Raw genomic sequence first — 13,786 nt, forward strand, 5'->3', positions numbered from 1 at the left:
TGATCATCCCGTGCCGGTCCACCACCATCCCCGCCGCCTCGGCCACCGCCACCGCCGTGGCGAGCCGGGCCTTCGCCACCGCCAGCCGCCCGGCGAACTCGGCCAGCACCTGGTCTGCCTCGATCAGGGCGGGGATGGCCGTGGTCAGCTCCGTGCGCAGCCTGGCGAGGCGGGTGTCGGCCGCCGTGGCGGCCCCGCCCGACCAGTCGGCCCGTAGCGTGGCCGCGTCGGCGGCCAACTCCCCGGCCCGGCGCTCGACCAGGCCGGTCACCCCGCGCCAGGCCGCCCCGGCGGCCCGCCAGGCGCCCGGATCCGCCGCCCAGAGCTGCCGGTAGCTGACGGCGGTGGCCGCACCGGCCGTCGCCGCCGAGCCGGGGGACCCGGCTGGTCCGGACCGTGCCACCCCGGCCGTGGGCCGGGGTGGCACGGCCGTGGCCGCTCGTGCGGGGCGGCCCCGGGCCGCCGGCCGGGGTGTCGGTGCGGTCGCTCCCGCCGGCCGCGCCGGCGTGGTCACCGGGGGAGGCCGGCGAGCCGGCGCGCCGCCCGGTCGTCCACCGCCTCGTACGCCTCGGCGGCTGCCCGTACCGCCTCGCCGGTCGCCGCCACCCGGGCGCCCAGCGCGCCGAACCAGGCGTGCACCGCCGTCTCCAACCCGGCCAGCGCCACCCCGGCCGACCACTCCGGGGCCGCTATCACCAGCCCGGGCACGCCGGCCACCCCGTGCGCGAGCCGGTACGCGTCGTCGCCGAGCGCGCCCGCGGCCCGGCGCAGTACGTCCGGCCGCACGGTGAACGGCTCCTCAATCATCAGCGCCCCCGTCTCGTGGACATCTCGACGAGCGGGACGCTAGGCGGTCGCCGGCCCACCCGGCGGGCCCTGTGGACAGCGGCCGGCGGAGCGTAGGCCTGGCTGTCCACAGGCATTGCCCCGCGTGACGTCGGCGGCTAATGCCCGGTCGCTCCCGCCGGTAGGGTGAGGCCGTGATCGTCGCTGTCGGCATCGACGTCGTCCTGGTCGACCGGTTCGCCCGGGCCCTCGCGCGGACGCCGCTGCTCGCCGACCGGCTCTTCACCGAGGCCGAGCGGTACACCAGCTCCGGCAACCCCCGCTCACCCGAGTCGCTCGCCGCCCGGTTCGCCGCCAAGGAGGCGGTGGCGAAGGCGCTCGGCGCGCCGGCCGGGCTGAGCTGGCACGACTGCGAGATCGTGCCGGACCCGGACGGCCGGCCGTGGCTGACCGTCTCCGGTACGGTCGCCGCGGCGGCCACCGAGCGCGGGGTCAACCGCTGGCACCTCTCGCTGTCCCACGACGGCGGGATCGCCTCGGCGATGGTGGTCGCGGAACGGTGATCGGGGCGTGCCGGCGGGCACGCGGGACGGAACGGGGTGGCATGAGACCGGTGTGGCGGGTCGCGGACGTACGCGCGGCGGAGGCGGGACTGATGGCCACCCTTCCGCCCGGCACGCTGATGCGGCGCGCCGCGGCCGGGCTGGCCCGCCGGTGCGCCCTGCTGCTCGCCGAGCGGGGCGGGGTGTACGCCGCGCGGGTGCTGCTGCTGGTCGGCTCGGGTGACAACGGCGGTGACGCGCTCCATGCCGGGGCATACCTGGCCCGGCGCGGTGCGGCCGTCTCGGCGCTGCTGGTGACGCCGGGCCGGGCGCACGCGGAGGGCCTGGCCGCGCTGCGCGCCGCCGGTGGCCGGGTGGTCGACCGGCCGCCGGCCCAGGTCGATCTGGTGCTCGACGGGATCGTCGGGATCGGCGGCGCTGGCGGGCTCCGCGAGACCGCCGAGCAGCTGGCGGCCAGCCTGGTGCGGCACTGCGGGCGCGACGGGTCCCGGGCGACCGTGGTCGCGGTGGACGTGCCGAGCGGGGTCGCGGTGGACACCGGGCACGTCCCGCTGGCCGCCTCCGGCCGGGCGAGCGCGGTATGCGCCGACGTGACCGTGACCTTCGGCGCCCTCAAACCGGCGCTGGTGGTCGGCCCGGCCGCCCCGCTCGCGGGCCAGGTGGAGTTGGTCGACATCGGCCTGGGGCCGTGGCTGCGCGGCAGCCCGGCGCTGCGGGTGGTCGAGTGGTCGGACGTGGTCGACTGGTGGCCGCGGCTGGGCCCGGCCACGGAGAAGTACACGCGGGGCGTGGTCGGGGTGGCCACCGGCTCGCCGACCTACCCCGGCGCGGCCGTGCTGTCGGTCGGCGGCGCGTTGGCCGGCCCGACCGGGATGGTCCGCTACGCCGGTGGCGCCCGCGCCGAGGTGCTGCACCAGCACCCCTCGGTGATCGCCACCGGCCGGGTCGCGGACGCCGGCCGGGTGCAGGCGTGGGTCTGCGGTTCGGGGCTCGGCACCGGGGAGGAGGCGGCCGGCGAGCTGCGCGCGGTGCTCGCCGCCCCGGTGCCGGTGGTGCTCGACGCCGATGCGCTGACCCTGCTTGTCGACGGCTCGCTGGCCGACCTGCTGCGCAAGCGGGACGCCCCGATCGTGGTCACCCCGCACGACCGGGAGTTCACCCGGCTCTGCGGGGAGGAGCCGGGCGCCGACCGGGTCTCCGCCGCGCTGCGGCTGGCCGCCTGGATGAACGCGGTGGTGCTGCTGAAGGGGGACCGCACGGTGATCGGCACCCCCGACGGCCGGGCGTACGTCAACCCGACCGGCACCCCGGTGCTGGCCACCGGGGGCACCGGGGACGTGCTGGCCGGGCTGCTCGGCTCGCTGCTCGCGGCCGGCCTGGCGCCCGAGCGGGCCGCGGCCGCGGCCGCGTACCTGCACGGGCTGGCCGGCCGGGAGGCGGCCCGGGGCGGCCCGGTGACCGCCCCCGACGTGGCGGCCGCGCTGCGCCCGGTACTGGCCCGCCTGCCCTGAGCCGCGCCCCGCCGGCGGTACCGGCCTCGACCGGCGGCGGCCGCCGGGGCGGCGACGTGGGCGGGGTCACGCCCGATGATCAGCCCGGAAAGTAGGCTGGGCCCATGTGGCAGGCCGAGGTGCGGGTGGATCTTGACGCGATCCGGGAGAACGTGAGCCGGCTCCGGTCCGGCACCGCCGCCGAGCTGATGGCGGTGGTCAAGGCCGACGGGTACGGGCACGGCATGGTCCCGGCCGCCCGGGCGGCGCTCGACGCGGGGGCGGACTGGCTCGGCGTCTGCACCCTGGACGAGGCGCTGACGCTGCGCCGGGCCGGGATCACCGCGCCGGTGCTGGCCTGGCTGCTCGCCCCCGGGCTGCCGCTGCACGAGGGGGTGGCCGCCGGGGTCGACCTCGGCGCCGCCAGCCTGCCCCAGCTCGCCGAGATGATCGAGGCGAGCCGCACCGCCGGTCGGCCCGCCCGGCTGCACCTCAAGATCGACACCGGGCTGTCCCGGGGCGGGGCGAGCGTCGCCGACTGGCCCGCGCTGCTCGACGCCGCCGCGAAGGCCCAGGCCGACAGCCTGGTCGAGGTGGTCGGGGTGTGGAGCCACTTCGTCTACGCCGACCTGCCCGGCCACCCGACCACCGATCGGCAGCTCGCCGTCTTCCACGAGGGCCTGGCCATGGTCGAGCAGGCCGGCCTGCGGCCGCGCTACCGGCACCTGGCCAACTCGGCCGCCACCCTGACCCGGCCGGACACCCACTTCGACCTGGTCCGGCCCGGGCTGGCCGTCTACGGCCTCTCCCCGGTGGTCGGGGAGCGTTTCGGGCTGCGCCCGGCGATGTCGGCGCGGGCACGGGTGATGCTCAGCAAGCGGGTGGCCGCCGGCTCCGGCGTCTCGTACGGGCACACCTACACCACGCCCCGGGAGGCGAACCTGGCGGTGATCCCGCTCGGCTACGCCGACGGGGTGCCCCGGCACGCCTCGAACAGCGGTCCGGTGCAGCTCGGCGGCCGGCGGCGGACGATCTCCGGCCGGGTCTGCATGGACCAGTTCGTGCTCGACTGCGGCGACGACCCGGTCGCCGCGGGCGACGTCGCCACCCTCTTCGGCAGCGGCGCGGACGGCGAGCCCACCGCCGACGACTGGGCCGAGGCGGTCGGCACCATCAACTACGAGATCGTCACCCGGTTCGGCGGCACCCGGGTGCCCCGGGTCTACGACGGCGGGCGTCCGTGACCGGGCGGGTAGCCGGCGTGGTGCTCCGCGCCGGGCGGAGCGGAGCGGCGGCGTGAACGGGCCACGACGCCGCATCCCGCGCCCGCGGACCGCGGCGGGCCGGGTCGCCGGCCTGGTCGGGGCGGCGGTCGGCGTGGCGGCGGCCGGGCTCGCGGCCGGCGTCGCCACCGAACGCGTCCTGGTCCGCCGGCTCAAGGCGGACCGCACCGACCGGTACGCCCACGAGGTCTTCGGCGAGCAGCGGTACGACGAGTCGTTCCGCCTGGAGATGCCCGACGGCACCGACATCCACGTCGAGGTGGTGGAGCCGACCCGCCCGACGGCCGGTAACCCGACCGTGGTGCTGGTGCACGGCTTCTGCCTGGACATGGGCACCTTCCACTTCCAGCGCAAGCTGCTCGCCGAGCGCGGCGAGCACCGGATCGTGGCGTACGACCAGCCCGGGCACGGCCGGTCCGGCCGGCTGGAGACCGGTGAGTACGACCTCACCGCGCTCGGCCGCACGCTGCGCGCGGTGATCGACCGGACCACCCCGGAGGGGCCGCTGGTGCTGGTCGGCCACTCGATGGGCGGGATGACCATCATGGCCTTCGCCGAGCTGTTCCCGGAGATGTTCGGCGACCGGGTGGTGGGCACCGTGCTGATGGCCACCTCGGGCGGCCTGCTCGCCGAGACCAAGCTGGTGGCACCGGCCCTGCTCGGTCGGGTCGGCGCCCCGGTGCTCTACATGGTGGGCAACGTCGCCCGCTACGGCGGCACGGTGATCGACCGGGCCCGGAAGTCCACCACCAACGTCGCCTGGTTGCTCACCCGCAAGTACGGCTTCGGCACCCGCAACCCCAGCCCGGCCCTGGTGTCGTATGTGGAGACGATGAACTCGCGCACCTCCGCCGACACCGTGACCCGCTACCTGCGGACGCTGGCCACCCACTCGCGGTTCCCGGCACTCGCCACGCTGGCCGACACGCCGGTCCTGGTGATCGTCGGGGACAAGGACATGATCACCCCGGTGACCCACTCCGAGGAGATCGTGCGGCGGCTGCCGCACGCCGAGTTCGTCAAGATCTCCGACAGCGGGCACGTGGTGATGCTGGAGCACGCCGACGAGGTCAACGAGGCCCTGGCACGCTTCCTGGAGGGGCTGTGACGCGGGTGGTGAAGCTGCCGACGGCGGCCGACACGTACGCGTTCGGGCGGCGGCTGGCCGGGCTGCTGCGCGCCGGGGACCTGGTGCTGCTGACCGGGCCGCTGGGCGCCGGCAAGACCGCGCTCACCCAGGGCATCGGCGCCGGGCTGGGGGTGCTCGGCGACATCACCTCACCGACCTTCGTGATCGCCCGGGTGCACCGGCCGGACCCGGCCCGGGGCGGCACGGTCGCGCTGGTGCACGCCGACGCGTACCGGTTGGGCGACGCCGCCGACCCGCGCGCCGAGATCGACGACCTCGACCTGGACGCGTCGGTGGACGACTCGGTGACCGTGGTCGAGTGGGGCGAGGGGCTGGTCGAGCAGCTGGTCGACGCGCACCTGCGGGTCCGCGTCGACCGGCGGGACGACGACACCCGGGTGGTCGAGCTGGAGCCGGTGGGGGGCGACTGGGCGCAGCGCCTCGCCGCCCTCGGCTGAGCGCTGTCGTACCCGCTGCCTAGAGTGCCCGGGACACCTCCGACCGGCGAAAGGCTGCCGATGCCCGACGACGCACCCACCCTGGATCTGCTGGCGCTGCTGCCGGCGGACTGGCGGGCCGTGCTCGCCCCGCACCTCGACCCGGCCCGCACCGCCGCGCTGGCCGACTTCGTCGCCGGGGAGTACGCGACCCGGACCGTCTTCCCGCCGGTGGCGGACCTCTTCTCGGCCTACCGGCTCTGCGCGCCGGCGGACTGCCGGGTGCTGATCCTCGGTCAGGACCCCTACCACCGGGCCGGGCAGGCGCACGGGCTCAGCTTCAGCGTTCGCGACGGGGTGACCGTGCCGCCCTCGCTGCGCAACGTCTTCAAGGAGCTCGGCGACGACCTGGGCGTGCCGAAGCCGCGTAGCGGCAACCTGACCGGCTGGGCGGCCCAGGGCGTGCTGCTGCTCAACTCCGTGCTGACCGTCCGCGAGGGCACTCCCGGCTCGCATGCGAACTCCGGTTGGGAGGAGTTCACCGACGCCACCATCCGGGCCCTCGACGCGCTGGAGTCCCGGGTGGTCTTCCTGCTCTGGGGCGGCTACGCGCGCCGGAAGGTGGCCCTGGTGACCAACCCGCGGCACGTGGTGCTGGAGGCCGGCCACCCGAGCCCGATGAACCCGCGGGGCTTCCTCGGCAGCCGCCCGTTCAGCGCGGCCAACAAGGCGCTCGCCGATGCCGGGCTGCCCACCGTCGACTGGGAACGCTCGGCCGGCTGACCGCCCTCCGGGCGATCCGGCGTCGTGCGGCCGGTGGACGGGGTCGCGGACGGTGCCGGGCGGTGGGCTGGTCGGGCGGCCGGCGCTCGACCAGCCGGTGCTCGGTGACGCACCGCCCGCCCGGTCGGCCGCTAGCCGCGCCCGGTCGGCCACCGCCGACCCCGTCACGCGGTGTCACGGGGTCACCGAAGCGTGACTGTCCGTTGTAGCCTGTGCCTGCCAGCGGTCGGCGAGCCAGGAGGTGGCGGATGGCGGCGACGGCCAGCGCGGAACAGTGGCGGACGGCGAGAACGGCCCTGGCGGATCAGACCGACCGCTTCGTCGGCCTGGTCCGTGCCACCGACCCGGCGACGATGTGCACGGCCCACTGGTCGGTGGTGGACACGCTCGCCCACGTGGCCTCCCTCGCCTGGTACTACGCCTGCCTGGTGGACCGGGAACACCCGCCACTGCCGGTGCCGGGCCTGAGTGAGCAGCTGCCCGGGGTCACCGTCGACACCGTGGCGGACTTCAACGACGTGCTGCTGCGGCACCTCCCCGAGCGCGACCCCGGGCCCCTGCTCGACCGGTTGCAGGCCGACGTCAAGCGGCTCCTGGTCGTCTGCGAGGGCCGGCGTCCCGACGAGACGGTGCCCTGGCTCGGCGGTGCCCGGGTACCCCTCGCCGGCCTCTGCGCGCACCTGGTCAACGAGCTGCTCATCCACGGTCACGACGTGGCCCGCGCCGCCGGGCGCCCGTGGCCGATCCCCGGCCGGGACGCCGCGCTGTTCCTGGAACTCTTCCTGGTCGGGGTGACCCGGCACGGTTACGGGCGGTTGATCGACGGCGGCGCGCCGCCGAGCGAGCGTCCGATCCTGGTCGAGTTCCGCTCGGCGTACGCGGCCCCGGTCCGGTTCCGGCTGCAGTACGGGCGGGTGTCCGTCGTCGAGCCCGACGCCGAGCCCGACGCCCGGCCGGACGCCCGGATCGACCACGATCCCGCCACGCTCAACCTGATGATGTTCGGCCGGGTCAGCCGGGCCCGGGCGGTGCTCTCCGGAAAGGTGCGGATCAGCGGGCGGCGCCCCTGGCTGCTGCCGGCCTTCCTGCGCAAGTTCCGCACGCCGAGCTGACATCCGGCCGAGCCCGGCCGCCCGCGTCCCACCGGGTCGGGGCCGGCCGGCACCGGGTGCCCGACGGCGGGTGGGGCGTCACCCGGGGTGAGCGCGGGGGCGGCTAGGCTGGCTTACCGTGCTCGTACTGGTGGTGGACAGCTCGACCCCCGCGGTGACCGCGGCGCTGGTGGAGGTCTCGGCGGACGCCGTCGCGACCCGGGCGCACCGCCGCACCGTCGACGCCCGCGCGCACGGCGAGCTGCTCGCCCCGCAGGTCGACGCGGCCCTCGCCGACGCCGACGCCCGCCCGGCCGACCTGGGCGCGATCGTCGCCGGGCTCGGCCCCGGCCCGTTCACCGGGCTGCGGGTGGGGCTGGTCACCGCCGCCGCCATGGGCCAGGTGCTCGGCATCCCCACGTACGGCGTCTGCTCGCTGGACGCCGTCGGCCGCCCGGCGGCGGCCGGCGAGCCGGTGCTGGCCGCGACCGACGCGCGCCGCCGGGAGATCTACTGGGCGGTCTACGACGGCGCCGGCCAGCGGCTCGTCGGGCCGGAGGTCTCCGCGCCGTCGGTGGCCGCGGAGCGCGCCCGCGGCCTCGCGGTCACCGCCGCGGTCGGCGACGGCGCGTACCGGTACGCCGACGTGCTCGGCCTGCCGGTGCGGGCGGAACCGCGCTGGCCGGACGCCACCGCGCTGGCCGCCCTGGCCGCCGAACGGATCCGGGCCAACGCGCCCGGTGACCCGCTCACCCCGCTCTACCTGCGCCGCCCCGACGCCGTGGCGGCGACCGCGCGCAAGCCGGTCCTGCCATGAGTCCGGTACGCCTGGAGCGCTTCCGCTGGTGGCACATCGAGGAGGTGCTGCCCATCGAGGCGGACCTGTTCGGTGCCGAGCAGTGGTCCGCCGCGATGTTCTGGAACGAACTGGCCAACGGGCACCACTACCGGGTCGCCACCGACGACGACGGCGCCGTACTCGGCTACGCCGGGCTGGCCGTGGCGCCGCCGGACGAGGCGTGGGTGCAGAACGTCGCGGTCCGCCGCGACGTCCAGCGGCGCGGGGTCGGCAAGCTGCTGCTGGAGGCGCTGCTCGCCGAGGCGGCCCGGCTCGGCGCGCGTAGCACCCTGCTGGAGGTCGCCGCGGACAACGCCCCGGCCCAGAGGCTCTATGCGGCGTACGGCTTCGAACCGATCGGCGTCCGGCGGGGCTACTACCAACCGAGCAACACCGACGCGCTGGTCATGCGGCGGCAGGAGGACGCGGGCAATGGCTGACGAACCCCTGGTCCTCGGCATCGAGACCTCCTGCGACGAGACCGGGGTCGGCATCGTACGCGGGCACACCCTGCTCGCCGACGCGCTCGCCTCCAGCGTGGAGCAGCACGCCCGGTTCGGCGGCGTGGTACCCGAGGTGGCCAGCCGGGCCCACCTGGAGGCCATCGTGCCGACCATGGACCGGGCGCTCGCGCAGGCGGGGGTGCGCCTCGCCGACATCGACGCCATCGCGGTCACCTCCGGCCCCGGCCTGGCCGGTGCGCTGCTGGTTGGCGTGGCCGCCGCGAAGGGCTACGCGGTCGCCGCCGAGAAGCCGGTGTACGGGGTCAACCATCTGGCCGCGCACGTCGCCGTGGACACCCTGGAACACGGCCCGCTCCCGGAACCGGCTGTCGCCCTGCTGGTCTCCGGCGGGCACTCGTCCCTGCTCCTCGTCGACGACCTGGCCCGGGGCGTCACCCCGCTCGGCGCCACCATCGACGACGCGGCCGGCGAGGCGTTCGACAAGGTGGCCCGGCTGCTCGGGCTGCCGTTCCCCGGCGGGCCGTACATCGACCGGGAGGCTCGGGCCGGCGACCCGGCCGCCATCGGCTTCCCGCGCGGGCTGACCGCCGCCAAGGACCTGGCCGCCCACCGCTTCGACTTCTCCTTCTCCGGGCTGAAAACCGCCGTGGCCCGGTGGGTCGAGGCGCGGCAGCGGGCCGGCGAGCCGGTGCCGGTCGCCGACGTCGCCGCCTCCTTCCAGGAGGCGGTCTGCGACGTGCTGGTGTCGAAGGCGCTGGACGCCTGCCGTGCCAACGGCGTGGAGACCCTGGTGATCGGCGGGGGAGTCGCGGCGAACTCGCGGCTGCGGGCGATGGCCGAGCACCGGGCGGCGAAGCGCGGCGTGCGGGTGCGGATGCCCCAACCGAAGCTGTGCACCGACAACGGCGCGATGGTCGCCGCGCTCGGCTCCCACCTGGTCGCCTCAGGTGTCGCGCCGAGCCGGCTGGACCTGCCCGCCGACTCGGCGATGCCGCTAACCACGGTCAGCGTGTGAACGGGAGGGCGGCCGACGTGATCGTGCGGATGTGGGAGGCGCGGGCGGAGCCGTACGGCGTCGCCGACCTGATCACCTGGGTCTGCGACACCGCGCTGCCCGAGTTCGACCACGACCCGCTCCACCTGTCCAGCGAGGTCTTCTCCTCCACCGACCACCGGGTGGTGGTCATCTCCAAGTGGCGCAGCAACCCACGGCCGCTGCCGGAGCCGCCCCCGACGCTGCTCGCCCGGCCGGCCCACTCCTGGGACTTCACCCAGGTCGACCGCTGAGTCACGGCGCGGGGGCCGCGCCACGTGGGGGAGCGGTAATTGGTTCGCGCGCCAGCTCGCCGGCCGCCTAGCGTCGGGTGGTCATGCGCTTCTCCCCGGCCGGCGATCCCGGCGTCCCCGACTGCCGTTCGGCGACCCGCTACCTACTGTGGCTGGCCGGGCGGCACAAGCTGGTGTTCACCGCCGGCATCCTGCTCGGCGTCACCTGGATGGTCGCCCAGGCACTGATGCCGGCCGCCGTCGGCCGGGCCGTCGACGCGCTCACCCGCCGCGACCAGCAGGCGCTGCTCGGCTGGGGGCTGGTGCTGCTCGGGCTGGGCGTGCTCCAGGCGGTCGCCGGGATCCTGCGACACCGCTGTGCCGTGCACAACTGGCTCGCCGCCGCGTACCGGACGGTGCAGCTGACCGTGGCCGTGGCGAACCGGCTCGGCGCGACGCTGCCCAAACGGGTGGCCGCCGGGGAGGTGGTCAGCATCGGCACCTCCGACATCAGCCACATCGGCGGCGCCATCGACATCACCGCCCGGGGTACCGGCTCGCTGGTCGCGATCGTCACCGTGGCGGTGATCCTGCTCAGCGCCTCGGTGCCGCTCGGGCTGGTCGTGGTGCTCGGCGTGCCGGTGCTGATGGCGGTGGTCGGGCTGCTCATCCGGCCGTTGCACCGCCAGCAGCAGGCGTACCGGGACTCGGAGGGGGCGCTGACCACCCGGGCGGGCGACATCGTCTCCGGGCTGCGGGTGCTGCGCGGCGTCGGTGGCGAGCCGGTGCTGTCGGCCCGCTACCGGGCGCAGTCCCAGGCGCTGCGCGGCGACGGCGTGCGGGTGGCTCGGGTGGAGTCGCTGCTGGAGGCGGTGCAGGTGCTGCTTCCCGGGGCCTTCCTGGTGCTGGTGACCTGGCTCGGCGCCCGGTTCGCGCTGCGCGGCGAGATCAGCGCCGGGCAGCTCGTGGCGTTCTACGGCTACACGGCGTTCCTGGTCAACCCGTTACGCAACCTCACCGAGGCGGCCGACAAGCTGACCCGGGGTCATGTGGCCGCCCGCCGGGTGGTCCGGCTGCTCCGGCTCACCCCGGAGCTGGTCGACCCGCCCCACCCGGCGAGTCTGCCCGACGGGCCGGGCGAGCTGGCCGACGGCGAGTCGGGCGTGCTGGTCCGGCCCGGCCGGTTCACCGCGCTCGCGGCCACCGCACCCGAGGACGCGGTCGTGATCGTGGACCGTCTCGGCCGGTACGTCGACGCGGAGGCGACGCTGCACGGCGTACCGCTGCGGGACCTGCCGCTGGCGACGGTGCGTGAGCGGATCCTGGTGGCCGACAACGACGCGCACCTGTTCACCGGCCCGCTCCGCGCCGAGCTGGACCCGCACGACCGGGCCGACGACGCGACGATCACGGCGGCGCTGGCGGCGGCGAGCGCGACGGACATCGTCGACGCGCTGCCCGATGGGCTGGACAGCGTGGTCGCCGAGCGGGGCCGGGAGTTCTCCGGCGGCCAGCAGCAGCGGTTGCGGCTGGCCCGGGCGCTGGTCGCCGCCCCGGAGACACTGCTGCTGGTCGAGCCGACCAGCGCGGTCGACGCGCACACCGAGGCACGGATCGCTGACCGGCTCGGCGCCGCCCGGGCCGGCCAGACCACCCTGGTCTGCACGACCAGCCCCCTGGTGCTGAGCCGGGCCGAGCACGTGATCTTCGTGGAGGACGGCAAGGTGGTCGCCGAGGGGACGCACGCCGAGCTGCTGGACGGCGAGCCGCGCTACCGGGCGACGGTCAGCCGGGGGGAGGACTGATGGCGAGCGCGCTGCCCGTCGCCGACGCGCCCCAGGTGCGCCGCTACGCCCGTACGCTGGTGCGCCGGCATCCGCGGGCGCTGGTAGCCGCGCTCGGCCTGCACGCGCTGGCCGCCGCGGCCGGGTTGGTCGCCCCGCGGCTGCTCGGCGATCTGGTCGAGGGGATCTCCCGCGGCACCAGCGCCGTCACCGTCGACCGGATCGCGCTGCTGATCGCCGGGTTCGTGGTGGTGCAGTCGGTACTGGTCCGGTTCGCCCACCTGGCGTCGGCGCGGCTCGGCGAGCGGGTGCTGGCCGAGCTGCGCGAGGAGTTCGTCGAGCGGATCCTGGCGCTGCCGCTGCCCACCGTGGAGCGGGCCGGCACCGGCGACCTGCTGACCCGGACGTCCCGGGACGTCTCCGCGCTGTCCAAGACGGTCCGCTTCGCGGTGCCGGAGACGCTGATCGCCGTCGTCACCACCTGCTTCATCACCGGCGCGCTGCTGCTGGTCGGCCCGCTGCTCGCGCTGCCCTGCCTGGTCGCGGTGCCGGTGCTGTGGGCCGGCACCCGCTGGTACCTGCGCCGAGCCCCGGCGGGCTACCTGCGGGAGAACGCCGCCTACTCGGACATCACCGACGGCATCAGCGAGACCGTCGAGGGCTCCCGGACCACCGAGGCGTTGCGGCAGCAGGCGCGCCGCCAGGCCCGCACCGGCGCCGACATCCGCCGGTCGTACGCGGCCGAGCGCTACACCCTCTGGCTGCGGACGGTCTACTTCCCGGTGGCCGAGATCGGCTACGTCGTTCCGGTGGTCGCCACGCTGCTCATCGGCGGCTGGTTCCATCTCGAAGGCTGGGTCAGCCTCGGCCAGGTCACCGCCGCCGCTCTCTACGCGCAGCAGCTCGTGGACCCGGTCGACCGGCTGCTCACCTGGTTGGACGAGTTGCAGGTCGGCGGGGCCGCGCTGGCCCGCCTGCTCGGGGTGGCCGACGCCGATCCGCCGGCCCACCCCTCATCCCCGGCCGAGGCAACGGCGGAGCGAGGACTCGCCGCCCGCGACGTCCGGTACGCCTACCGCTCGGGGCGGGACGTGCTGCACGGGGTGACCCTGGTGCCCGAACCGGGGGAGAAGCTGGCCGTGGTCGGCCCCTCGGGCGCCGGCAAGTCCACCCTCGGGCGGCTGCTCGCCGGGGTGCACGCGCCCCGCTCGGGTACCGTCACCGTGGCCGGCCGGCGGCTGGCCGAGCTGGCCCCGGACGAGCTGCGCAGGCACGTCGCGCTGGTCACCCAGGAGCACCACGTCTTCATCGGCGCGCTGCGGGAGAACGTGGCGATGGTCCGGCCGACCGCCGACGAGGCGGCGGTCCGATCCGCGCTGGCCGCCGTCGACGCGCTCGACTGGGCCGACGCGCTGCCGGACGGGCTGTCCACCGTGGTGGGCGCCGGCGGGTATCCGCTCTCCCCGGCGCAGGCCCAGCAGCTGGCGCTGGCCCGGTTGGTGCTGGCCGACCCGCACACCCTGGTGCTGGACGAGGCCACCTCGCTGATCGACCCCCGTGCGGCCCGGCACCTTGAGCGGTCCCTGGCGGCGGTGCTGGCAGGACGGACGGTCATCGCGATCGCCCACCGCCTCTTCTCGGCGCACGACGCGGACCGGGTCGCCGTGGTCGAGGACGGCCGGATCACCGAACTCGGCCCGCACGACCAGCTGGTCCGCGCCGGCGGCCCCTACGCCGCCCTCTGGCACTCCTGGCACCCCACCCCCACCCCGCCGTCAGACCAGCGTTGATCATGAGGTTGACGGCGAGGTCGATCACCGTACGTGCCGCCAACCTCATGATCAACGCTGGTCTGACGGCGGGGTGGGGGTG

The 13,786-nt window shown here is 76.0% G+C and carries 14 protein-coding genes and 1 pseudogene; 13 read left to right on the forward strand and 2 right to left on the reverse strand.

Translation table 11 applies throughout. From position 1 onward, the window contains the following. Positions 1-403 (reverse strand): annotated as a pseudogene (locus tag C1I99_RS20760) (hypothetical protein); the annotation flags it as partial. A gap of 107 nt (positions 404-510) precedes the next feature. Further along, positions 511-807 (reverse strand): hypothetical protein, encoded by a 297-nt coding sequence (locus C1I99_RS20765; protein ID WP_111135888.1) that lies wholly within the window; start codon positions 805-807, stop codon positions 511-513. Between the two features lie 173 nt (positions 808-980). Here C1I99_RS20765 and C1I99_RS20770 point away from each other — a divergent pair, with 173 nt between their 5' ends. The 13 genes from C1I99_RS20770 (at position 981) to C1I99_RS20830 (ending at position 13,704) form a co-directional block, all read left to right on the forward strand. Further along, positions 981-1,349, forward strand: coding sequence for a holo-ACP synthase (locus C1I99_RS20770; RefSeq protein WP_111135889.1), 369 nt, complete (start codon positions 981-983; stop codon positions 1,347-1,349). Positions 1,350-1,390: 41 nt separating this feature from the next. Further along, positions 1,391-2,860 (forward strand): NAD(P)H-hydrate dehydratase, encoded by a 1,470-nt coding sequence (locus C1I99_RS20775; protein WP_111135890.1) that lies wholly within the window; start codon positions 1,391-1,393, stop codon positions 2,858-2,860. 104 nt (positions 2,861-2,964) lie between these two features. Next, positions 2,965-4,083, forward strand: a complete 1,119-nt coding sequence (gene alr / locus C1I99_RS20780; protein WP_111135891.1) for an alanine racemase — start codon at positions 2,965-2,967, stop codon at positions 4,081-4,083. Between the two features lie 52 nt (positions 4,084-4,135). Next, positions 4,136-5,230, forward strand: a complete 1,095-nt coding sequence (locus C1I99_RS20785; RefSeq protein ID WP_111135892.1) for an alpha/beta fold hydrolase — start codon at positions 4,136-4,138, stop codon at positions 5,228-5,230. Next, positions 5,227-5,709: a tRNA (adenosine(37)-N6)-threonylcarbamoyltransferase complex ATPase subunit type 1 TsaE gene (gene tsaE / locus C1I99_RS20790; protein WP_111135893.1), complete on the forward strand. Its 483-nt coding sequence runs from the start codon at positions 5,227-5,229 to the stop codon at positions 5,707-5,709. Before C1I99_RS20785 ends, tsaE begins: the two co-directional genes overlap by 4 nt. 60 nt (positions 5,710-5,769) lie before the next feature. Further along, positions 5,770-6,471: a uracil-DNA glycosylase gene (gene ung / locus C1I99_RS20795; protein ID WP_111135894.1), complete on the forward strand. Its 702-nt coding sequence runs from the start codon at positions 5,770-5,772 to the stop codon at positions 6,469-6,471. Between the two features lie 248 nt (positions 6,472-6,719). Next, positions 6,720-7,583 carry a hypothetical protein gene (locus C1I99_RS20800; protein ID WP_111135895.1) on the forward strand — a complete coding sequence of 288 codons (864 nt, stop codon included), beginning with the start codon at positions 6,720-6,722 and terminating at the stop codon, positions 7,581-7,583. A 118-nt stretch (positions 7,584-7,701) separates the two neighbouring features. Further along, positions 7,702-8,379: a tRNA (adenosine(37)-N6)-threonylcarbamoyltransferase complex dimerization subunit type 1 TsaB gene (gene tsaB / locus C1I99_RS20805; protein ID WP_111135896.1), complete on the forward strand. Its 678-nt coding sequence runs from the start codon at positions 7,702-7,704 to the stop codon at positions 8,377-8,379. Then, positions 8,376-8,840 (forward strand): ribosomal protein S18-alanine N-acetyltransferase, encoded by a 465-nt coding sequence (gene rimI, locus C1I99_RS20810; RefSeq protein WP_111135897.1) that lies wholly within the window; start codon positions 8,376-8,378, stop codon positions 8,838-8,840. Before tsaB ends, rimI begins: the two co-directional genes overlap by 4 nt. Then, the gene (gene tsaD, locus C1I99_RS20815) at positions 8,833-9,879 is read left to right on the forward strand and encodes a tRNA (adenosine(37)-N6)-threonylcarbamoyltransferase complex transferase subunit TsaD (protein WP_111135898.1); all 1,047 of its coding nucleotides are present in this window, start codon (positions 8,833-8,835) and stop codon (positions 9,877-9,879) included. Before rimI ends, tsaD begins: the two co-directional genes overlap by 8 nt. A 17-nt stretch (positions 9,880-9,896) precedes the next feature. After that, positions 9,897-10,151 carry a hypothetical protein gene (locus tag C1I99_RS20820; protein ID WP_111135900.1) on the forward strand — a complete coding sequence of 85 codons (255 nt, stop codon included), beginning with the start codon at positions 9,897-9,899 and terminating at the stop codon, positions 10,149-10,151. An 83-nt stretch (positions 10,152-10,234) separates the two neighbouring features. Next, complete coding sequence (locus tag C1I99_RS20825) at positions 10,235-11,935, forward strand: ABC transporter ATP-binding protein (protein WP_111135901.1); 1,701 nt, start codon at positions 10,235-10,237, stop codon at positions 11,933-11,935. Next, complete coding sequence (locus C1I99_RS20830) at positions 11,935-13,704, forward strand: ABC transporter ATP-binding protein (protein WP_111135899.1); 1,770 nt, start codon at positions 11,935-11,937, stop codon at positions 13,702-13,704. The genes C1I99_RS20825 and C1I99_RS20830 overlap by 1 nt, the downstream gene beginning before the upstream one ends. The last annotated feature ends 82 nt before the right edge of the window (positions 13,705-13,786 follow it).

Origin of the sequence: Micromonospora deserti (assembly GCF_003236335.1) — a bacterium.
GTDB classification, from domain to species: Bacteria; Actinomycetota; Actinomycetes; order Mycobacteriales; family Micromonosporaceae; genus Micromonospora; species Micromonospora deserti.

Excerpts from the sequence above, each read along its gene's own strand:
- C1I99_RS20765 (WP_111135888.1), bottom strand. The coding sequence starts at position 807 with ATGATTGAGGAGCCGTTCACCGTGCGGCCGGACGTACTGCGCCGGGCC.
- C1I99_RS20775 (WP_111135890.1), top strand. The coding sequence starts at position 1,391 with ATGAGACCGGTGTGGCGGGTCGCGGACGTACGCGCGGCGGAGGCGGGA.
- alr (WP_111135891.1), top strand. The coding sequence starts at position 2,965 with ATGTGGCAGGCCGAGGTGCGGGTGGATCTTGACGCGATCCGGGAGAAC.
- ung (WP_111135894.1), top strand. The coding sequence starts at position 5,770 with ATGCCCGACGACGCACCCACCCTGGATCTGCTGGCGCTGCTGCCGGCG.
- C1I99_RS20800 (WP_111135895.1), top strand. The coding sequence starts at position 6,720 with ATGGCGGCGACGGCCAGCGCGGAACAGTGGCGGACGGCGAGAACGGCC.
- rimI (WP_111135897.1), top strand. The coding sequence starts at position 8,376 with ATGAGTCCGGTACGCCTGGAGCGCTTCCGCTGGTGGCACATCGAGGAG.
- tsaD (WP_111135898.1), top strand. The coding sequence starts at position 8,833 with ATGGCTGACGAACCCCTGGTCCTCGGCATCGAGACCTCCTGCGACGAG.
- C1I99_RS20825 (WP_111135901.1), top strand. The coding sequence starts at position 10,235 with ATGCGCTTCTCCCCGGCCGGCGATCCCGGCGTCCCCGACTGCCGTTCG.
- C1I99_RS20830 (WP_111135899.1), top strand. The coding sequence starts at position 11,935 with ATGGCGAGCGCGCTGCCCGTCGCCGACGCGCCCCAGGTGCGCCGCTAC.